This window comes from Merdimmobilis hominis (assembly GCF_900104615.1).
GTDB lineage: Bacteria > Bacillota > Clostridia > Oscillospirales > Ruminococcaceae > Merdimmobilis > Merdimmobilis hominis.
In genome coordinates, this window is the sequence record NZ_LT629939.1 from 1774975 (window position 1) to 1795790 (window position 20816).

Consider the following 20816-nt stretch of genomic DNA (forward strand, 5'->3'; position numbering starts at 1 on the left):
CCCCGCCGATGGCCAAGAGGTAAAAGGTGAAAAACAGGCCGATGAGTCCCATGTTGATCATGGTGCCTGGGAACCCCAGGGTTCCGATATAATCGGCTCCCTGGCCGCTGTGGCGGGTGATGTACTTCAGGTCCTTAATGGCGCAGCGGTCCAGCCAGAACCCGACCACAATCAAAATCACAAATAGGGCGATCAGATAGGCGGCCAGCAAATTGGTGTACTCGGTGCTCCAATAGAACATCTTGATGGGGGTGTAGCCGAAGGAGCGCATGATAGAGACGAAAACCGTGGCGATCAGCCCGGTGGCAAAGCCGGCGTTGAACAGGTTATACCCCTTGTGAAATTTGTAGGTATGGGTGGAGACTGGGGGCAGGATAAACCCGCAGGCGGTCCCCACCACCGCAGCGGCCAAAATCCGGATAATGGGGTGGTAATCGGAGAAGATCATGGCGACTTCCGAGACCAGGGGCCCCAGAGCAGTGCCGAAAAAGGCCAGGTGCAAATGTTTGCCAAAGGGTTCCCCCTTGTAGCGGGAATAGAGGAATACCCCCAGATAGATGGGCCAGATGTTGAGGATGTTTTTCCCGAATAGGGCAAACCCGCCGGACATGAAGATGCTGGCGATGAGCATGCCGGTGTAGGGCGCTTTGAAGTAGGTGGCCATCAGCATGGCGGTGATGGTGACAAGGCCCGCGTTTAGGAAGGCGGCCCCGATGCCCGCCAAGGCGATGTAGTCGGTGATCAGGCCGCAGGGGGAGACCATGATGGTGATAAAGCCGTGGTAGATGTTCTCTGGGGTATCCATGCAAAATCCAAAAAGGATTAGGGACAGGCCAAACAGCAGCACCACCCGGGCGGTGAACTGCTCCCGGTTCTGCTTCATGTAGGAGTGTACGCGGTCGTTGAGTTTGCTCAAGGTTGTTTCCGCCTTTCCGATTGGAATTAAAGTGAAGCGTTGGGGCTGTCATGCAAATCTCCGTGGGAAAGCGCTGAACCCAGCAGTGCGAAGGAAAGCACAGAGATAGCCCCTTCTCCGCCGGTGTGCCGATTTGCAGGGCTACCGGAGAAAGACGCTAGTATTATTGTATATGAAAACTGCATGGCACACAATATAAACATGCATAATTTTGAAGGTTTTGTGGAGGGAAAAAAAGGATATCCCATCCTCCTGCCACCTGGGAAGGGCGAAAAAAGCCGGCTGCACCGCAGCCGGCTTTTTTAAAAGGAGATCCTATTTCAGTGCTGCGGTGACCACAATTTCCACTGCCAGGCTCTCGGATGCCAGAGATGCCTCTACGCAGGCGCGGGCGGGTTCAAAGCCGTCCTCAATCCATCCATCCCAAACTTCGTTCATAGCGGCGAAGTCTTTCATATCCTTCAAGTAGATGGTGGCGGTCAGCAGATGGCGCTTGTCGGAACCATATGCACCCAACAGGGCCTCGATTTTTTCCAGCACAATGCGGGTCTGGTCTTTGACATCGCCCCCCTCCCGGGCGGTTTGGCCACAGAGATACAGGGTGTCTCCATGGACGACGGCTTTGCTCATCCGGCCGTTGCCTTCGTAGCGTTTGATTTCCATAACACGGTTCTCCTTTTCTTTTAAAATGCGGTTTATTTATTTCTATTGTACTAAAAATGGGGGAGGTTGGCAAGGGGAGAGGGGCCTGAGCCGCCAAGGGGAAAATCCCGCATTGACAGCCTGGAGAATTGCCGATAGAATGAAAGAAACAGGCGGAGCCAGTTCCCCCTCCGCCGCCAGAAAGGATGATTGTTTCCATGAAGATTCAAAATGTTTTGGTCGCAATCCCCGCGGATGAAGCCCACCGCGCCAAATTGGAAGCTGCCGCCCCTGGAGCATCCTTCCAGTACATCCCCGCCAAAGAGGTCACCAAAGAAGATGCTCAGAAGGCGGAGGTGGTCATCGGCAATGTCGCCCCCGCCCTGCTGACCGGTTCCCCCAATCTAAAATGGGTCCAGCTCAACAGCGCTGGCACCGACGGATACACCACCGGCGCCCTGCCGGAGGGCACCATCCTGACCAATGCCACCGGGGCCTACGGCCTGACCATCTCGGAGCACATGCTGGCCTTGACCCTGAGCTTGATGAAGCATCTGCCCACCTACCGGGACCACCAAGCCGGGAAGCTGTGGAAAGATGCCGGCCCGGTGAAATCGGTGTACGGCTCCACCGTGCTGATCCTCGGTCTGGGGGATATCGGGGGGGAGTATGCCCGCAAGGTAAAGGCCCTGGGTGCCTACACCATTGGGGTGCGCCGCACCAAGGCCCAGAAGCCGGATTACCTGGATGAGCTCTACCAGATGGACAGCTTGGAAGAACTGCTGCCCCGGGCAGATGTGGTGGCCATGGTCCTCCCTGGAACGGACGCCACCTGCCATGTGATGAACAAAGAACGGCTGCTGCTGATGAAGAAGGACGCTATCCTGGTCAATGTGGGTCGGGGCAACGCCATCGACCCGGCAGCGCTTTATGAGGTGATGCAGGGCGGCCACCTGTGGGGAGTTGGGCTGGATGTCACCGAGCCGGAACCTCTGCCCGCGGAAAGCCCCCTGTGGGAGCTGCCCAACCTGGAGATCACCCCCCACTCCTCCGGCGGGTTCCATTTGCAGGAGACCTACGAGCGGATTGTGAATATCGCCTTGCGCAATCTCTCCCATTACCAGAAAGAAGAGGCTATGGAGAATATTGTGGATTTCTCCACCGGCTACAGGGTGGTCAAATAATTAAGGCACATCGAAACGCGGATGGCATTGCCAGCCGCGTTTCTGCGTTTCTGCGAAGCTTCGACTTTCCCCCGACGGGGATGAGATAAACCTGATTATGGCCATCAGCCTGGCAGCAGTCGCTGCCAAAATTTAGGTTGTGCTCCGACGGGCGCACAACCTTGGAGAAGGGGCCCATGTGATCCACCGGGGGATATCGAGGGGCTTTCCCCTGTTTTGTGGACAAAGGCAGCCGGCTGGCGCTGGGAATCCATCCAATTGGGCGGAGAACTTCCCGGCGGTTGGCAGAAGTTTTTTGGATTAAATATACAAAACAAGTATATATTGGAGGAATATGCCTTGCACTGTCCCCCTGGGTATGGTATTGTTAACATAGAATACAATCAATTGGTTCGGGCGGGGGAAAGACACGCCCAAAAGGAGGGTATCCGGTTTGGAACAACAAAAGGGGACGCGGGAACTGTGGGGGTTGCTCTCCCGTTTTTCGAGGGGGTCCCGGGGCTATTTTGCACTGGCCCTGTTCTGCTCCACCATGGCTACGGTTCTCAGCTCTCTCACCCCCCAGGTGATTAAAATCACCGTGGACTCGGTGTTGGGGGACCTGCCCTTCGGCCTACCGGCGGCCTTTTTGCCGGCATTGGAACGGCTAGGCGGCCGGGAGATGCTGCGAGGCCACCTGTACCTGTTGGGCCTTCTTTTAGTGGGAATTGCGGTGTTTTCCGCCCTTTTCAACTACGGGAGCCGGGTGGGGATCGCCTTGGGGTCGGAGGGCTTTGTCCGCCGCCTGCGCAACACCTTATATAAACACATTCAGAAGCTGCCCTTCTCCTGGCATGTGAGCCACCAGACCGGCGACATCATCCAGCGGTGCACCTCCGACGTGGAATCGGTGAGCCGGTTCCTTTCGAACCAGGTGCTGGAGGTGTTCCGCACCAGCTTTTTGATCGTCTTTGCCCTCTGCATCATGTTCTCGATGAACGTCAAGCTCTCCCTGGTTGCGCTGGCCTTCATCCCCATCACTATGGCCTACACCGGGATCTATTACTCCAAAATCGCCAAGAAGTTTCGGGTCACCGACGCGGCGGAGGGGGAGCTGGCCACTGTGGTTCAGGAGAACCTGACCGGCGTGCGGGTGGTGCGGGCCTTTGGCCGGGAGCGGCATGAACTTGCCCGGTTCGATGAGAAGAACAAGAAGTTTTCCGGCCTGTGGATCAGCATGGGCTACACCATGGGCACCTACTGGGGTTTCGGCGACCTGTTCACCGGGCTGCAAATCGCCTGCATTGTCATTTTGGGGGCGATGGAGACAGTCCACGGCGCCATCACTTTGGGGGAATTTTTGGCCTTTGTCTCCTACAATGCCACCCTCACCTGGCCCATCCGCAGCTTGGGCCGCATCTTTTCCGAGATGAGCAAGGCCGGCGTATCGGTGGAGCGGCTGAACTACATCTTAAACGCCAAAGAGGAGGAGGACGCCCCCGGCGCCGGGGAGCCCCCCATGGACCGGGACATCACCTTCGACCATGTGACCTTCGGATACGGGGAAGGCCAGCCAGTGCTCAAAGACATCAGCTTCACCATCCCGACGGGGACAACCTTTGCTATCCTGGGGGGAACCGGGTCGGGCAAATCCACCCTGATGCACCTTTTAAACCGGCTGTATGACCTGCCCCGGGGCTGCGGCTCCATCCGGGTTGGGGACGCTGATCTGCGGGATATCCGGCACAGCTGGTTGCGAAAAAATGTGGGGATGGTCCTCCAGGAACCGTTCCTTTTCTCCCGCACCATTGAGGAAAATATTGCGGCGGTGAAGCCGGATGCCTCGCTGGAGGAGATCCGGGCAGCGGCTGCCATCGCTTGTGTAGATGAGGCGATCACCGAATTCCCCTTAGGGTATGACACCATCGTGGGGGAGCGGGGGGTGACCCTCTCCGGCGGGCAGAAGCAGCGGGTGGCCATCGCCCGGATGCTGATGCAGAACGCCCCTATCATGGTGTTTGACGACTCCCTTTCGGCGGTGGATTCGGAGACCGACTCCAAAATCCGGGCCGCCCTCAAAGAGAGGGTAGGGGGCGCCACCACCATTTTGATTTCCCACCGGATCACCACTTTGATGCAGGCCGACTGTATTTTGGTCCTCAAGGATGGGGCCATTGCCGAGATGGGTTCCCACCAGGAGCTTTTGCGGCGGGACGGCATCTATAAATCCATTTACGACATCCAGATGAACCAGGATGACCGCATCCTGACCGAAGGAGGTGAGGACGTTGGCAGCCTATGAGGAACAGGAATTTCACCAAAAGCTGAATCTCTTTGCCTGGAAGCGGATGTTCCAGTTCGTGAGGCCCTACCGCAAAAATTTCATGCTGGTCATCGGGCTGATCCTCTTCTCCGCTCTGATCGACATCGTCCTCCCCCTCTTCCAGCGGTATGCGGTCAACACTTTTATCCAGCAGAACACCTTGGAGGGGCTGGGCGGCTTCGCCCTGGCATATCTGGGGGTCATCGCGGCCCAAACCATTGGGGTCATCTTCTTTTCCTATCAGTCCATGTATGTGGAGATGAACGTCAACAAGGACCTGAAGCGGGCGGTGTTCACCCATCTGCAAACCTTGTCCTTCTCCTACTACAACGTCACTCCGGTGGGCTACCTCCTCTCCCGGGTGATGAGCGATACCAACCGCATTTCCGGCATGATCGCCTGGGGGATGATCGACATCCTGTGGGCGCTGGCCTATGTGGTGGGGGTGCTGGGGGCGATGTTCGCCCTGGACGCCAAGCTGGCCCTGGTGGTCAGCACGGTGGTGCCCTTTATCGCCCTCTTGACCTGGTATTTCCAAAGCCGGATGCTCTCCTATAACCGGAAGATCCGGCAGATCAACAGCCACATCACCGGTGCCTTTAACGAGGGGATTGTGGGGGCAAAAACCTCTAAGACCCTGGTGATTGAGGACCAGAACTTTGATGGGTTCTCCCGCATCACCGATGAGATGTACGGTTTCACCATCAAAAACGCCCGGCTCTCCGGTGTGTACATCTCCACCATCGTGTTTTTCAGCGCCGTGGTCACCGCCCTGGTGCTGGTCAAGGGCGGGTACTTGGTCATGGAGGATGCCATGGCCCTTGGCACCCTCTCCGCCTTTACCACCTATGCGGTGGGCATCTTTGAGCCCATCCAGCAGCTGGCCCGCAACTTTGCCGACGTGATCTCCCTCCAGGCCAACATCGAGCGGGTCACCGACCTGCTGGACCGGGAGCCGGACATCGTCGACTCCCCGGAAGTGGTGGAGAAGTACGGTGACTTCATGGAGCCCAAACAGGAGAATTGGGAGGAGATCCGTGGGGATATCGAGTTCCGGGATGTCTCCTTCCGCTATCCCGACGGCCAGGAGAATGTGCTGGAGCACTTCAACCTGAAAATCCCTGCGGGCACCAATGTGGCCATTGTGGGGGAGACAGGCGCGGGCAAATCCACCTTGGTCAACCTGGCCTGCCGGTTCTTTGAACCCACTGAGGGCCAGATCCTCATCGACGGGCGGGATTACCGGGAGCGCAGCCAGCTTTGGCTCCACTCCAACATCGGCTATGTGCTCCAAAGCCCCCACCTCTTTTCCGGCAGCGTCATGGAAAACATCCGCTATGGCCGGTTGGAGGCCACCGACGAGGAGGTCATCTCCGCCGCGAAAAGCGTCTCCGCTGACCTGGTGGTTGATAAGCTGGAACAGGGCTATGACAGCGACGTGGGGGAGAGCGGCGACCGCCTCTCCACCGGGGAAAAGCAGCTGATCTCCTTTGCCCGGGCGGTGCTGGCCGACCCCCGCATCTTTGTGCTGGACGAGGCCACCAGCTCCATCGACACCCAGACCGAGCAACTCATCCAAAACGCCATCGCCCACCTGCTCCAAGGGCGGACATCCTTTGTCATCGCCCACCGGCTCTCCACCATCCGGCAGGCGGATTTGATCTTGGTGGTAAAAGATGGTAAAATAATAGAACAGGGCACCCATGCCCAATTGATGGGCCAGCGGGGGTATTACTTCACCCTTTACAGCAAACAGTTCGAGGAAGAAGCCGCCATGCGCACCTTGGACAACCGCCCTTAACCAGGAAAGAAGGAATGCAAGATGGAACAGGAAGTCATCCTTTCCTTAGAAAATATCCACAAGAGCTTCGACGGGCAGAAGGCGCTATGCGGCATCGACCTCACCATCTACAAAGGGGAGTTTTTGACCCTTTTGGGGCCCTCCGGCTGCGGCAAGACCACCACATTGCGGATCATTGCGGGGCTGGAATCCCCCGATGAGGGGCGGGTCATCCTAGGCGGGACCGACGTCACCGACTGGGAGCCCAACAAGCGGGGGGTCAACACCGTCTTCCAGAGTTATGCCCTCTTCCCCCATATGAATGTGGAAAACAACATCGCCTACGGCCTCAAGCTGCGCAAGGTGCCCAAAGAGGAGATCAAAAAGCAGGTGGAGGAGATGCTGGAGCTGGTCCAGCTCCCCGGGTTTGGGGAAAGGATGCCCAGCCAGCTCTCCGGCGGGCAGCGCCAGAGGGTGGCTATCGCCCGGGCAATTGTCAACAAGCCTTCGGTCCTTCTGCTGGACGAGCCCCTTGGCGCCTTGGATCTCCAGCTCCGGCGGCAGATGCAGGTGGAGCTCAAACGCCTCCAGCAAAAGCTGGGCATCACCTTTGTGTACATCACCCACGACCAGGAGGAAGCCCTCAACATGAGCGACCGGATCGGCATCATGAACCAGGGTAAAATCCTCCAGCTGGGCACCCCTGAGGAGATTTATGAGCATCCAAAGAGCCGGTTTGCCGCCCAGTTTATCGGCCAGAGCAACATCTTGAAGGCCACGGTCACCGGCCGGGATGCCGCCGGGAACCTGACCCTCTCCTTTGGGGGCGGGACCATTCTGGCCTCTGGGCAAGGGGAGCCGGGGGAGAAGGTCACCCTCTCCCTGCGGACCGAGCGGGTCCGTTACGGAAGGGAGCCCCGGCAAGGGTTCACCCTCTCGGGCCAGGTGAAAAACAACCACTACAGCGGCGGCATGATGCGCACGGTGCTCACCCTCCCCACGGGGGAGGAACTGCTGGTCAGCGGCATGGGGGATGGCATAGAGGGGCGCCTGCCTGCCGGCACCCAAGTGCACATCGGCTGGGACCCCGCTTGTGCCGTCATCGTGGAAAGGGGATGGCCCGATGAAGCGGAATAAAAACCGGCCCCCCATCACCCTCTTGCCCATGGCCTTGTGGACCACTGTTTTTGTGGCGGTTCCACTTGTCTATGTGCTGGGCCTGAGCTTTATGAAAAAGGCGGCCACCTGGGGGGTGGTGGCAGAGTTCTCCTTAGACAGCTACAAAAACCTCCTCAACCCGGTGTACCTCAAGGTCTTCGCCCAGAGCTTCTGGGTGGCGATCCTCACCACCGTGTTTGCCCTGCTAATCGGCTATCCCTTTGCCTATTTCACCGCCAAACTGCCCAAGAAGCACCGTTCCCTGGTGCTGATGCTGATGCTGGTCCCCTTCTGGACCAACTCCCTGGTGCGGATCTACGGCTGGATGATCCTCCTGCGCAGCCAAGGGGTGATCAACGGCCTGCTGATGCAGTTCGGGGTGATCGACAAGCCCCTCAAGCTCCTGTACACCTTTGGCGCGGTGCTGGTGGGGATGGTCTACGCCCTGCTGCCCTTTATGGTGCTGGCGATTTACAATTCGGTCTGCAAGGTGGACTGGTCGCTGGTGGAGGCATCCCGGGACCTGGGTGCCGGGCGGGCTAAGGCCTTTTTCACCGTCACCCTCCCGTTGACTATGCCCGGGGTGATGGCCGGCTGTGTCCTGGTTTTCATCCCCTCGGTGGGTCTCTTCTTCATCTCTGACCTGCTGGGCGGGGCCAAGACCATGCTGCTGGGCAACCTGATCAAAAATGAGCTTCTCAGCGCCAAAAACTGGCCCATGGGCGCGGCCCTTTCCATCGCCATGATGGCGGTCACCCTCTTGGTGATCCGGCTGTACCAGCACTTTAGCCGGGATCAGAATTTGGAGGGATTGCTATGAGAAAGAAACGGACCTTTCTGCCCGAAACCTATGTGGTGCTGATGCTGCTGCTCATGTACCTGCCCATTTTCGTGGTGGTAGCTTACTCCTTCAATGACACCAAGCTATTCCACTGGGCGGGGTTCACCTTTAGCTGGTACCAGAAGCTATTCCACAACCAAACCATCATCAACGCCTTTTTTAACAGCTTGAAACTGGCTGTGCTGTCTAGCGGCCTGGCCGCCATTTTGGGGACCATGGGCGCCGTGGGGATGGCCGGCCGGACATTCTTCGGCAAGGGGGCGCTGGAGGGGCTCTCCACCGTGCCCATCATGATCCCGGAGATCATCCTGGGCATGGCGTACCTGTCCTTCTTTTCCCTGCTCCAGGTCCCCTTTGGGATGCTGACCCTGGTGGCGGCCCACACCACCTTCTGTGTGCCTTATATCTTTATCAATGTCAAGGCCAGCCTCCAAAGCCTAGACCCCGCCTTGGGGGAGGCGGCTCTTGACCTGGGGGCCAGCCGGAGGCGGGTATTCTTTGACATCACCGCCCCACTGATCTTCCCTTCTATCCTGTCTGGCTCCCTTCTGGCTTTTGCCATGAGCATGGACGACGTGGTCATCAGCTTCTTTGTCACTGGCCCTGAGACTGCCACCCTGCCCTTGCAGGTCTATTCCATGCTGAAAATGGGGGTCACTCCGGAGATCAACGCCCTGTGCACCGTAATGCTGGGAACGGTGTTCCTCCTGGTGGCCGGGGCTAGGCTGTTCCAGTCGGCTCGGAAGGCCAAAAAAGGACGGTAGTAACACGAACACACCGCCACAACAGGCGTGTGTTTGCAGATAAAACCCATAAAAAGGAGTGTGCAACGGTATGAAAAACAGCAAAAAACGGCTCGCTCGTCTCCTGTGTGCGGCCATGGCTGCGGCCATGGTGCTGGCAGGCTGCAACAGCAGCGGCGGAAACAGCAGCTCTTCCAGTGCTGGCCAAGGCGGGGAGGAGCAGGTGCTGAACATCTACACCTGGGCGGATTATTTCCCCGCCGATATTGTGGAGGAGTTCACCAGCACCACTGGCATCAAGGTCAACTACTCCACCTTTGAGAGCAACGAAGAGATGCTCATGAAGCTGGAGGCTGCCAAAGGCGGGCAGTACGACCTGATCCTCGCCAGCGATTACATCATCGAGACAGCCATCCAGAAGGAATTGGTGGGCAAGCTGGACACCCAGCAGATCCCCAATTTCCAGAATATCAACCCCGCGTTCCAGAGCAAATACTACGACCCCACCAACGAGTACACCGTCCCCTATGCCGCTGGCATCCCGCTGATCATCTACAACCCCGAACTGGTGGATTTTGAGATCAAGGGCTTTGAGGACCTGTGGAATCCCCAGCTGGCCGACTCCATCGTGGTGATGGACGACGCCCGCAACGTCATCGGCCTCACTTTAAAATCCATGGGATACAGCCTCAACGAGACTGACGAGGCTGTCCTCGGCCAGGCCAAGGAGAAGCTGATGGCCTTGAAGCCCAACATCCGGGCCTTGGACTACAGCACCCCTTACAACCTGATGATTTCCGGGGAGACTGCGGTGGGCTACATGTTCACCTCCCAGATCATCACAGCCCTCAATGAGAACCCCGACCTGAAGGTGGTTTATCCAGAGGAGGGCCTGGGCTTCGGCATCGACAGCTGCTTCGTCCCCTCGGATGCCCCCCACAAGGAGAACGCCTATAAATTCCTCGACTTCATCCTGGATGGTGAGCGCTCCGCCCACATCTCGGAAGAGACTATGTACATCAACTGCAACTCCGCCGCCACCCCCTTTATCAAAGAGCAGGCCCTGGTCATCCCCGATGAGATGATTGAAGGCGCTGAGTTCATGATGAACGTAGGCGAGGCCGATGAGCTGTACCAGCAGATCTGGACCGAATTTAAAATGAGTTAACCCAACCCGGCAAAAGCGCCCCCATCCGCAACTGGATGGGGGCGCTTTTTTATTCCAGCAGGTTTTATAGGATTGCCCGGGCTAAACTTCTTGGGAATGAAGTAAGGCCCATGCTTCAAATTCAGGGATGGGCAATGGCGTGGAAAACACATATCCTTGAATCATATCGCAGTGAATCCGACGCAGAAAATCCACTTGGTCTTGGGATTCAATCCCTTCGGCCACAGTGTGGATCGCCAGATTGTCCGCAAGTTCCACAAAGCTGGCGACGACATTCTGCGCTTTGACGCTGTCCAAATCCTCAAAGAAACGGCGGTCCAGTTTAATGGTATCCACGTCCAAATCCTTGAGAAGCGCCAGGGAAGAGTACCCCACCCCAAAGTCGTCCAAGGAACACAAAAAGCCAAGCTGGTGCATTTCCCGGATGAAATTGTTCACCCATCCCCGCTGCTGGTCATCAAAGATGATGGACTCAGTCAGCTCAATTTCCAGGATGCCGTCAGGAATCCCATACTTCTCTTTCAGCGAAGAGAAGGGCTGTAGGAAGTTGGGGACTCGGAAATGGGCTCGGGATAGGTTGACCGAGATGGGGAGGAGCTGTTTCCCATCCTCCATCCAGCCGTGGAGCAGCCGGCAGACCTCCTCAAAGACATAGAGATCCAACCGGCAGATGCGGTCACTTTTTTCAAAGAGAGGGATAAATTCGGAAGGGTAAATCATCCCCCGCTCGGGGTGGAACCAGCGGACCAGGGCCTCTGCACCGCCGAGCTTCCCATCGCAGAGCCGGACCTTGGGCTGGAGATAGACCTGGAAATCCCGGTTTTCCAGGGAGGTTTCAAAGAGGGCAATAAGCTCCTGTTCCCTATTCATCCGCTGCATAATCTCCCCGTTATAAAACGAACAGATGTCTGGTTGTGTTTGATGGTTGCAGGCAGCCCGGGCGCGGGCCTGTAAGATGACGATATTCAGCTCTGGGTCGTCAATCAGACAGGCCCCCTCCTGCAGGGTCAGATAATGGTGGATATTGGTGTATAAAGAGAAGGTGTTGATGGCCTTAGTCATTGCATCCAGCCGAGCCTGAACCCCTTCCAGCGTATGCTCCCGCAGACAAAGGAAAAACTGGTCAGTGTTGGCCCGTGTCGCCAATTCATAAGGGCGGATGTTGGACATCAATGCGTGGTAGATGTGCTTTAGAATATTGTCGCCCTCTTGGACCCCGAAGTTTTCATTGATCAGCTTAAAACCTTTGACATTCAGGTACACCAAGGTGTGGGTATTGGGATCCATCTGGGACGCGAGATCTTGGTACTGGAGCTGGAAGGAGGCCAAATTGCTGCCCCCAGTCAGCGGGTCGGTGAAGGCAATTTGTTCTAGCTGCCTCTGGTTGGACCGATAGATCTGGGCCATCCCATATAGAAACAAAAAGGAGACGCAAATAATGCCGCCCACGATTAAAAAAGAATAAAAAATGTAGGTATTTGCCTCCCCGGAGATCATATCCGCTGGGATGAGAGAGAGCAGGAACCAGTCGTTTACCCCCAACATTTGGTAGGAGAGAATCAGCTGTCTGTTGTCCACTGCAGTGAACTGAAATGTCCCAGCCCGCTGGTTTTCCAGGTTTTCTTTCATAGAAACAAGGGCGCTTTTGGTTTTGGAATCGGTTTGGGACTGGAAGATGCCGTCCAGCTGGAGGAAGGGTTTCGAATCGGTGGGCGAGATCACCACTGTGCTTCTGCTGTCAATGATGCAGGTCAGTCCATGGCCGCCAAAATTTTTGGGCCGGATCACTTCCTGTACATTCTCCTTATGGTGAAGCCCTACCAGGGCCCAATCCTGGGCGTTGTAAGTCCCCACAGGTGCTGAAAACAACAGGCATTGATCCTCGTCGTAGGTCACCGAATGCTCCCCCTGAAAGGAAGACTGCACCCCGGGTATCTTTTCAAAATCCCAGTAGGCGTATTCCGATGGGATGGTCACTCCTTCAGAGGAGACCAATGCCAGGGCGTCAAACCCCAAAATTTCGGCTTGTTCTTGCAGATAGGAGGGGACGTCTTCTATCTTCGAATTCTGAGAGAAAGAATTGCTCAACAGATGAAGAGACCGCTGGTAGGATTTAAATCGGGAGGAGATATCACTGGCCAGCTGATAGGACATATCACGGGCATAGTCCTCAGTGCTGTGAACCAGGGCTCTCCTCAAAGCGGAAGTGTTCCAAACCATCAAGACGAGTACCAAGAAGAAGACAATGGACACCACACCGGTTTTGAGCACCCAATTTTTTGTGGGTTTTTGTAAAAGCGGATAGGATTTGCTTCGGCTCATCGTTTTTCACCCCAGCTTCTTGCGTGAATTATAATACAATCTTAACATATTTTAGAGGGGATCGACAATTGAAAATCTATAAACATATGCATATAATTGCCGCTTAATGGCGGCTATTGTACCATAAAATCTGCACAAACTGTAAGAATTCCTTGCAGGGCGAAGCCCTTTGCGGAGGAAGGGCGTTCCGCCCGATAGGGATTTCTTCCCCAAAGGGCCATTCCAGATGGGGCAAAGGGAAGGAATGGGGGCGATCGTGTTTGCCGCACGGCTGGGCCCATCAGTTTTTTGCGCCAATATATTGAAGAATCCCAATCTCGGCGATATAATAAAATTAGAGCCTGCGCGTCCCATCGCTGCGGGCCCGCTGGATTCTATTTTGCTCTGTCAAAGTCCTAGGAGGGATTATTTTATGGAATATGAGGGACAAATTTGTCGGGGCCCCATGGAGCGGGCCTCCTATATGCTGCCGGTTTCGGTGGGCTGTTCCTACAACCAGTGCCGTTTTTGCATGCTCTTTAAGCATCTGACCTACCGGGAACTCCCCTTGGACCAGATTGAGGCGGAGCTGCAGCGCGTCTTCCAGGCGGGAGGCAACCCCAAAACGGTGTTTTTGGGGGACGGCAATGCTTTCCAGCTGGATACGGAACGCCTTCTGGAGATTTTGGGGCGGATTCACCGGTATTTCCCCGCCTGTGAGACGGTCAATATGGACGCCACGGTTCAGAATGTCCTCCGAAAGGGGGAGGATGAGCTTCTTGCCCTCGCCAGGGCGGGAGTGAGGCACCTGTATTTGGGAATTGAGACCGGCCTGGATGACGTCCTTGCCAGCATGAACAAGGGCCATACCCTACAGCAAGCTTATGAGGCCATCGACCGGATCCACCGGGCGGGGATGATCTACGATGCCCATATGATGACCGGCGTGGCGGGCAAGGGCAGAGGGCTGGAAAACGCCCAAGCTTTGGCGGATTTTTACAACCGGACCCGTCCGGAGCGGATTATCAATTTCTCTATGTTTATCCACCGGGAGGCCCCGCTGTACCAAGATATATTGGAGGGCCGGTTTACCCCGGCAGACGAGCTGGAAAATTTAAGGGAGGAGCGGCTTCTTCTGGAATTGCTGGATACATCCCTCGTCTACGATGGCTTTCACGACATCATCCCCTTCCGGGTGCGGGGGACCCTGCCCCACGACCGGGAGAAAATGCTGAAAAAGCTGGACGGGGCCATCGGGGAGCAGCAGGGCAAGGAACCGCTGATCGCCTTGGTGTAAGCCTGGGCCTTTCCCATCGGCGGCAAAGCAGCGCACTTTTCCAAACACCCATAGTTCTATAAAAGCGGGCCCCCAACCTCTAAAAGAGGTTGGGGGCCCGCTTGGCGCGCGACGTGGGTGAAGAAGGTTATTCCCCGCCCAATTCTAGGATGCGGCTGCAAAACCGCCGGCAGAGGATTTGGTCGTGAGAGATGAAGAGATAGCTGACCCCTTCCCGTTTTTGCACCTCTTCCAACAGATGGACCACCTGGGCTTGGGAGATCACATCCAGCATGCTGGTGGGCTCGTCCAATACCACCAGTTTCGGCTGCATCAGCATCACCCGGGCGAGGGCCAGCCGCTGCAGCTCCCCGCCGGAAAGTTCCCTGGGATAGCGCCCCAAGTGCTCCCGGTAGATGCCAAATTGGGCGAGGAATTCCACAAGGGCATCCTCTTGGCAGGGGATCCGCCGGAACCGGTAGGGCTCCTTTATGCTGTCCCATAGGCGAAGCCGGGGATTGAAGGAGACCTCCGGGTGCTGGAACAGGATTTGGATGCCCCTGCGGGCCTCCCCACGAAAAGGGAAGCTAAGCTCTTCCCCTTGGAAAAATAGCCGCCCTGCTGTAGGGCGCAGAATACCGGCCACCATCTGCCCGACGGTGGATTTTCCGCTGCCGCTCTCCCCCAACAGCCCCAGGGTCTCCCCCGAGCCGATGGAAAAGCTGACCTGGGAGACTGTGTCTCTCGCTGAGCCAGGGTAGCGCTTGGCCAGGCCCACCGCCTCAAGAACCATAGTTCCAGCACCTCACTTTCCGGCCGTCCCCCACCGGGAAGAGAGGGGGATTTTCCCGGCACCGGCTCCGTTTCCAAGGACATCGGCGGTAATACCGGCAGGCCCCCGCCAATTGGGAATCCTCCCGAGGCGGCGCAAAGCCCGTTTCCGCCTGGAGGCCGTTTTCCGGCAGGGCAGCCAGCATCGCCTGGGAATAGGGGTGAAGGGGCTCCCGGAAAAATGCCTCCTTGGAGCACCACTCCACCTGCTGGGAGGCGTACAGCACCGCCATCTGCTGGGCAACCTCTTGGGCGAAGCGCAGGTCGTGGGTGACGCAGAGGATAGCCTGGTCTTCCAGCCGGCGGAAGGCGTCCACCACCAGTTCAATCCGGTGTCCATCCAAGCCCTTGGTGGGTTCGTCAGCGAAGAGAAGAGGGGCCCCCTGTGCAACCCCCATGGCGATCATCGCCCGCTGGCGCATCCCGCCGCTGAGGGTGTGGGGGTATTGGCGGGCCAACTTTTCCTCCTGCCCGAAGTCAAAACGGCGCAGGGCTGCGACAGCCCGGGCGAGAGCCTCCTTTTTGGATAGGTTTTGGTGAATCATCAGCGGTTCCCCTACCTGATACCCCACCGAGAGCAGGGGATTCATCCCGTTGCCGCTGCCCTGGGGTACATAAGAGATGCGCTGACCCCGGATGCGGTTCATTTCCCTGGGGGAGAGGGTGAGGAGATCGGTTCCATCCAAAAGGGCGCGCCCGCTGACCGACGCGCTCGCCGGAAGCATTTGGAGGATGGCAAGTAGCAATACGCTTTTTCCACTGCCCGTCTCCCCCACTAGGACGACCTTTTCTTTTTCTCCCACCGAGAGGGATATATCGCTCACCGCCTCGGAAGCTCCGCCAAAGCGGACGGATAAATGTTCAATATCCAGCATATCAGTTCCTCCTCCCCAGTTGTTGCTGCCCCCCGTAGCTCAACAGCAGAAACCCCAGCACCGACAGCGAGATGCAGAGGATGGGGGGAAGATACCACCACCAGTACCCGTTGATGATCCCGCTGCGGAAAAATGCGTAGTGGAGGATGCCGCCCCAGCTTTTTTGGCCAATGACCCCCAGCCCCAAAAAGCTGAGGCTGGCTTCGGTGAGCATGGCGTTTCCCACCGCCAGCACCCCGCGGACAAAGACGATGTCAAACAGGTTGGGCAGTATGTGCCGCGCCATGATGTACCCATGGGAAGCACCCATGGTCTGTTCAATTTTGACAAAGGGCAGCTCCTTGAGCTGCAACACCCGGGAGCGGATGATCCGGGCGGTTCCGCTCCAGGCGGTGATGCAGATGGCGATGATGATGTTCCACAAGCTGGGGGACAAAAATGCCGCCAGCACAATGGTCACCGGCAGGGAGGGAATGGCTTGGGCCACCGCGGTGACCTCCATCAACGCCCGGTCCCACCAGCCTCCCAAATAGCCGGACAGCATCCCTATACAAACGCCGGCCACAGTGACTGCCAAGGCGGACACCAGTCCGATGATGAGGGAGATGCGGGTCCCGTAGAGGAGCTCGCTGAAGATATCCTGCCCCAGGTCGTTGGTGCCCAACAGGTGCTGGGCCGAGGGGCGCAGATAAGGGGTGCCCATCTGGTAGGGATCGCAGGGGGCGAGAATGGGGGCAAATACCCCCACCAACAGGATAATGAGCAGGATAAAAAGTCCCACCTTAAACGCAATCGGCTGTTTACCCAACATGGTTCATCCCCTCCCGCACGCGGGGATCCACTGCCAGGCAGAGGAGATCCGCAATCAGATTAAAGGCCACTACGCAGATGGAGATCAGGAGAAAACAGGTTTGCAGCATGGGGAAATCCTTGGCGTTTACTGCGTCGTAAATCAAGGTGCCCATCCCCTTCCAGGAAAAGACGATCTCAGTCATCATGGAACCCGCCAACATTCCCCCGAACTGCATGCAAATAGAGGTGAGATAAGGGCAGAGGGCGTTTTTCAGCACATGGCGGGAGAGGACTTTCCCTTGGGAGAGACCCTTGGAGATGGCGGTGGATACATAATCCTCCTGCCGGATGAGGGAGACAGTGCTCTTCATGAGCATGTAGTTGGAAGAGGTCTTATATAAGACCAGCACCGCAAGGGGCAGCGCCATGTGGTGAAGGATGTCCAGCCCCTTGGCAAAGCCGGTGAGCCCGCCGGAGGTGATACCGGAGATGGGGAACCACCCCAGCTGGAAAGCGAAGCAGATGAGAAAGAGGATGGCCAAACAGTTGGTGGGCACAGTGGAGATGAGGAGGAAGCAGGGGGTGGCCGCCAGGTCAAATCTGCCTCCTGGCTTCCAGCCCGCCCACAGGCCCAGCGCCCCGCCCAGGAAAGCGGCGATGACGGTGGCCGGAATGGCGAGGAATAGGGTCCATTTCATCCGGAAGAGCACCGTCTCCAGCACCGGGGCCTTGGTCCGGTAGGAGTTGCCGAAATCCAGGCGGGCGGTTTTGCCCAGGTAGGTGAGATACTGCCGGCCGAGGGATTGGTTGAGGCCGTATTCCCCGCGGATTTCTTCGATGACCTGGGGGGCGTGTACCTCCAGGTTGTAGTACTCCTCCTCCCCGATGATGTGGAGCACCGGATCCCCTGGCATAAACCGGATGAGGAAGAAGTTGAGGGTGACAATGCAGAACACAATTAGGACGGATTCCCCAAGCCGCCCCAGCAGGGTGCGTTTTGCCATAGGTCAGCATTCCTTTCTATCAAGTTGCCCAGGAAACCCTTTTAAAGGGCAGGCTAGGCGTTTTTGGGGCGGACGCTGAACCAAGTTTTGTTGTTGATTACCCCCCAGCCGGGGATGTTGGTGAACCCCTCAAACCGGTCGGTCCGGTAGGGGAAATAGGCCTTGTCCCAACACAAGGCCAGGCCGATGACCTCCTGGTCCGCAATGGCTTGAAGGTCCTTCATGGCCGCGCTGTATTCCTCATAGCTTCTGCCTTGTTGCTTGGCTTCATAGGCTGCGACAAAAGCGGGCAGGGTACAGGTTCCCCAAGGGTTGCTGTCGTTTTGGATGATGTACATAAAAGCGGTGTCGTACATAGCTACGCCTGGGGAAGTGTAGCCGATGTACAGCTGGTAAGTGCCCTCTTTGCGCACTTGGGTGGCATGGTCGGCGTTGCGCACGCTCTCCTCGTCCAAGGTGGTGCGGATGCCTACCTCCTCCAGGTTGGCTTTGAGGATTTCTGCGATCCGCAGGTATAAGGGTTGGCGGGTCTTGTTGTATTGAGGGGTGATGAGGACGTTCATTTCACTGCCATCGGGCAATTCCCGGAAACCGTCGCCGTCCTTATCCAGGTAGCCCCCTTCTTCCAGAATGGCCTTGGCTGCCTCCTGATCCTGGGACAGCTTGGGAAGGCTGGGGTCAAAGCCTTTGTTGGGTGGGGCGACAATGCCGGTGCCGGGGATTTGGCCGTCTTCCCCGCCGATGGAGGTGCGCAGAAGCTCGTAATCCAAGGCGCTTCGCACCGCTTTGCGAAATGCCAAGTCGTCGGTCGGTTTTTGGTTAAACCCAAAGACCAGCTGGTAGTTGCCGGGGTTGTCACTCATTCCGGGGTTCAGGTTTTCCACTCCGGTTACCGAAGGGGCCATGGTGGCGCTCAAGGAATTGGAGTAATCATACATGGCGTCGATCTCCCCAGTGCGCAGGGCCATCACCAGGGCGTCGTGGCTGTCGTAGGTCTTGACAGTAACTTTGTCAAAAGCGGGGGTGCCCATAAAGTATTCGCCCACCGATTGGTAGGTGATCACCTGGGCTTCGGGATCGTAGCCGGTCATGCGGAATGGGCCGCAGCCGATGGAGGCGTCTTCCCCTTGGTATTCTTTATAATCGCCATCCACTTTCTCCCAGACGTGCTTGGGGGAAAGTTTGACAAAGTTTGCCATGCTGTTGAGGGCGTTAAATGCCTTGCCGTCCTCAAAGGTCAACTTGGCGGTGGTATCGTCTATTTTTTCCACAGCGGTCAAGCCGGTGCAGTATCCGCTTTTCTTCTGGATTTGGTAGCGAAAGGTGAAGAGGACATCGTCCATGGTCACCGGCTCACCATCGTGCCAGGTGACCCCTTTGTCGGTGGCAAAGGTGGCAGTCAAGGTGTTTTTGTCGTCGCTGATCTCCCAAGAGGTCATCATGTAGGGCTGGACTTCCCCCTTTTCATCGGTGGTTACAAAGGGGGCAGCGCACAAGCCGGTGTAGTTCAGCTTGCCAAAAGAGCCATTTTCGGTCATGGCATTGAAGCCGTCCGCCGACGCGGTGGTCCCCACCCGGAGGGTGAGCTCCGAGGAGCCGCCAGCCCCAGAGGGGGTACCGGTGCTGGCAGCAGAACAGCCAGCCGTGACCAAAAGGGCCGCCAGCGCCGCGGAGAGCAGCATGTTTTTCAGGTGCATCATATTGGATTCTCCCTTTCTCTTGCCGGATATCCCGGCAGATTTCGTTCCTGCCGGGGGAGAATTGAAAAACCCCCGGCTCTCTTTAAGTCGGGGGTTTGAAACCTCATGGGCAGAGGGACAAAGGTGCGCCAAAAACAGCCCCTCTTTTTTGAGGGGCCTGCCGCAAATGCACTCACGCCTGAGAATTTCTCCGTCGCTCGCAGAGAACTCATGCAATTTCGATGCATCCTGTATTCTGGCTTAAGCTTCCAGCATCCAATAAACCGCGCCTTCCCAGTCTCCCAGTGGCATGTTGCGGCGGACTCAGCTAACACAGCGGCGGGACCGCACGGGATTCCAACCCGTTTCCTGGCCGCGGGCAAAGCTGCCGGCGGCCGATGCACCGATTCAATTTGAGTTCAGTATAGCATAGCGGGGAAGGGAAACACAAGCGGCAAGGGGGTAAAATCCCTAAAACCAAGGGAAACAAAGGGGCTTGGCCATCCGCCCCAATGGATGGGGCCACACTGTCTTGCAGCGCAGGGCCGAGAAAATACCCCGGCCTCTCGGAAGAGGCCAGGGTATTTCGGAACCATGGCTGGTCAGCAGGAAATGCGCTCAATACAGGCGGCGGTGATTTGGGGCGGAATGCTCCGGGTCATCACACCGTTGTAGTGGATGCACACCCTGTCGCCCACGTGGAAGCGGCAGGCGCAGTTGGAATGCACCAGGACTTCTTGGTTGGTACAGTGGTCACAGACGCACAGACAGCAGCGCTGCACCCTGCACACGGTTGCACACATGGTGGTGTTGTTGGAGGTCTCCATTGTCCTTCTCCTTCCTTTGGCGGACTTGGAAATAAGGGGGTGGTCCCTTTATTGGAGGAAATGAACCCAGGCCGCCTGCTGGCCACGGCCCGGTTCAAAAACAGGGAGATCGCGGGCAGTCTTGCCGGCTTCTGGCGGCAGTGGGGATTTGTACCATTTTAGGAGGCCACAATACAGGATATGTGGAAATGGAGAGGGGTGTGTTTGCCCCAGGCGGGACGGGCTGGGCTGAGGAAACCGGAATAGTCCCCTTTTGCCAGAAGACAGGCTCATTTCAGACTCAATTTCTAGTTTGGCGTTAACTTGCGGCAGGGGAACTTTTTTCTGAGGGAGGCTTCTATCCCAGCAGTGCAGTGGAGGAATACCTTGGGCGGCGCGGGGGCCTTCCCTGTTTTCACCTGTTGGGGGAAAGGGGGATTGGAGGTTTCTCAAGGCGATGAATCCAAACAAAACCCGCCCCTGCCGTGTTAATACGGCAGGGGCGGGGTTTTTTCGTT

Annotated in this window: 18 protein-coding genes and 1 riboswitch; of the genes, 8 read left to right on the forward strand and 10 right to left on the reverse strand. The window is 57.1% G+C overall.

From position 1 onward, the window contains the following. A partial coding sequence (locus BQ5353_RS08625; RefSeq protein WP_071427886.1) for a DUF1576 domain-containing protein occupies nt 1-916 on the reverse strand: 916 nt, incomplete at its 3' end. 315 nt (nt 917-1231) lie between these two features. Further along, the gene (locus BQ5353_RS08630; protein ID WP_054331481.1) at nt 1232-1579 is read right to left on the reverse strand and encodes a RidA family protein; all 348 of its coding nucleotides are present in this window, start codon (nt 1577-1579) and stop codon (nt 1232-1234) included. Nucleotides 1580-1776: 197 nt separating this feature from the next. Between BQ5353_RS08630 and BQ5353_RS08635 the strand changes: the two genes are divergently transcribed. The 7 genes from BQ5353_RS08635 to BQ5353_RS08665 all read left to right on the forward strand — a co-directional run bounded on the left by BQ5353_RS08635 (nt 1777) and on the right by BQ5353_RS08665 (nt 10734). Then, nucleotides 1777-2742 carry a D-2-hydroxyacid dehydrogenase gene (locus BQ5353_RS08635; protein WP_071427888.1) on the forward strand — a complete coding sequence of 322 codons (966 nt, stop codon included), beginning with the start codon at nt 1777-1779 and terminating at the stop codon, nt 2740-2742. 433 nt (nt 2743-3175) lie between these two features. Further along, nucleotides 3176-5023: an ABC transporter ATP-binding protein gene (locus BQ5353_RS08640; RefSeq protein WP_083386460.1), complete on the forward strand. Its 1848-nt coding sequence runs from the start codon at nt 3176-3178 to the stop codon at nt 5021-5023. Then, nucleotides 5010-6845, forward strand: coding sequence for an ABC transporter ATP-binding protein (locus tag BQ5353_RS08645; RefSeq protein WP_071427889.1), 1836 nt, complete (start codon nt 5010-5012; stop codon nt 6843-6845). Before BQ5353_RS08640 ends, BQ5353_RS08645 begins: the two co-directional genes overlap by 14 nt. Nucleotides 6846-6866: 21 nt before the next feature. After that, the gene (locus BQ5353_RS08650) at nt 6867-7961 is read left to right on the forward strand and encodes an ABC transporter ATP-binding protein (RefSeq protein ID WP_054331482.1); all 1095 of its coding nucleotides are present in this window, start codon (nt 6867-6869) and stop codon (nt 7959-7961) included. Continuing rightward, entirely contained in the window at nt 7948-8802 is an 855-nt protein-coding gene (locus BQ5353_RS08655; protein WP_071427891.1) for an ABC transporter permease, read from the forward strand. Before BQ5353_RS08650 ends, BQ5353_RS08655 begins: the two co-directional genes overlap by 14 nt. Then, nucleotides 8799-9587, forward strand: coding sequence for an ABC transporter permease (locus BQ5353_RS08660; protein ID WP_054331484.1), 789 nt, complete (start codon nt 8799-8801; stop codon nt 9585-9587). Before BQ5353_RS08655 ends, BQ5353_RS08660 begins: the two co-directional genes overlap by 4 nt. A gap of 70 nt (nt 9588-9657) precedes the next feature. After that, the gene (locus tag BQ5353_RS08665) at nt 9658-10734 is read left to right on the forward strand and encodes a polyamine ABC transporter substrate-binding protein (protein ID WP_054331485.1); all 1077 of its coding nucleotides are present in this window, start codon (nt 9658-9660) and stop codon (nt 10732-10734) included. Between the two features lie 81 nt (nt 10735-10815). Here BQ5353_RS08665 and BQ5353_RS08670 read toward each other — a convergent pair whose 3' ends face one another. Continuing rightward, nucleotides 10816-13056: a bifunctional diguanylate cyclase/phosphodiesterase gene (locus BQ5353_RS08670; protein WP_071427893.1), complete on the reverse strand. Its 2241-nt coding sequence runs from the start codon at nt 13054-13056 to the stop codon at nt 10816-10818. A gap of 412 nt (nt 13057-13468) precedes the next feature. Between BQ5353_RS08670 and BQ5353_RS08675 the strand changes: the two genes are divergently transcribed. Further along, the gene (locus tag BQ5353_RS08675) at nt 13469-14332 is read left to right on the forward strand and encodes a radical SAM protein (RefSeq protein ID WP_071427895.1); all 864 of its coding nucleotides are present in this window, start codon (nt 13469-13471) and stop codon (nt 14330-14332) included. Between the two features lie 127 nt (nt 14333-14459). On the opposite strand, the gene BQ5353_RS08680 is transcribed toward BQ5353_RS08675, so the two are convergent. The 7 genes from BQ5353_RS08680 to BQ5353_RS13205 form a co-directional block, all read right to left on the reverse strand. Beyond that, nucleotides 14460-15104, reverse strand: coding sequence for an ABC transporter ATP-binding protein (locus BQ5353_RS08680; RefSeq protein ID WP_054331487.1), 645 nt, complete (start codon nt 15102-15104; stop codon nt 14460-14462). After that, nucleotides 15094-16017, reverse strand: a complete 924-nt coding sequence (locus BQ5353_RS08685; protein ID WP_054331488.1) for an oligopeptide/dipeptide ABC transporter ATP-binding protein — start codon at nt 16015-16017, stop codon at nt 15094-15096. Before BQ5353_RS08685 ends, BQ5353_RS08680 begins: the two co-directional genes overlap by 11 nt. Before the next feature lies 1 nt (nt 16018). Continuing rightward, nucleotides 16019-16828 (reverse strand): ABC transporter permease, encoded by an 810-nt coding sequence (locus BQ5353_RS08690; RefSeq protein WP_071427897.1) that lies wholly within the window; start codon nt 16826-16828, stop codon nt 16019-16021. Beyond that, a complete protein-coding gene (locus BQ5353_RS08695; protein ID WP_054331489.1) occupies nt 16818-17813 on the reverse strand; it encodes an ABC transporter permease in 996 nt (331 codons plus the stop codon). The genes BQ5353_RS08690 and BQ5353_RS08695 overlap by 11 nt, the downstream gene beginning before the upstream one ends. A gap of 53 nt (nt 17814-17866) precedes the next feature. Continuing rightward, nucleotides 17867-19513 carry an ABC transporter substrate-binding protein gene (locus tag BQ5353_RS08700; protein ID WP_071427898.1) on the reverse strand — a complete coding sequence of 549 codons (1647 nt, stop codon included), beginning with the start codon at nt 19511-19513 and terminating at the stop codon, nt 17867-17869. 210 nt (nt 19514-19723) lie between these two features. Further along, a riboswitch (cobalamin riboswitch) is annotated at nt 19724-19908 on the reverse strand. A 186-nt stretch (nt 19909-20094) separates the two neighbouring features. Beyond that, a complete protein-coding gene (locus tag BQ5353_RS08705; RefSeq protein WP_054331490.1) occupies nt 20095-20319 on the reverse strand; it encodes a hypothetical protein in 225 nt (74 codons plus the stop codon). A gap of 48 nt (nt 20320-20367) precedes the next feature. Then, nucleotides 20368-20816 (reverse strand): hypothetical protein (locus BQ5353_RS13205; protein WP_204211296.1); only part of this gene is annotated, 449 nt, incomplete at its 5' end.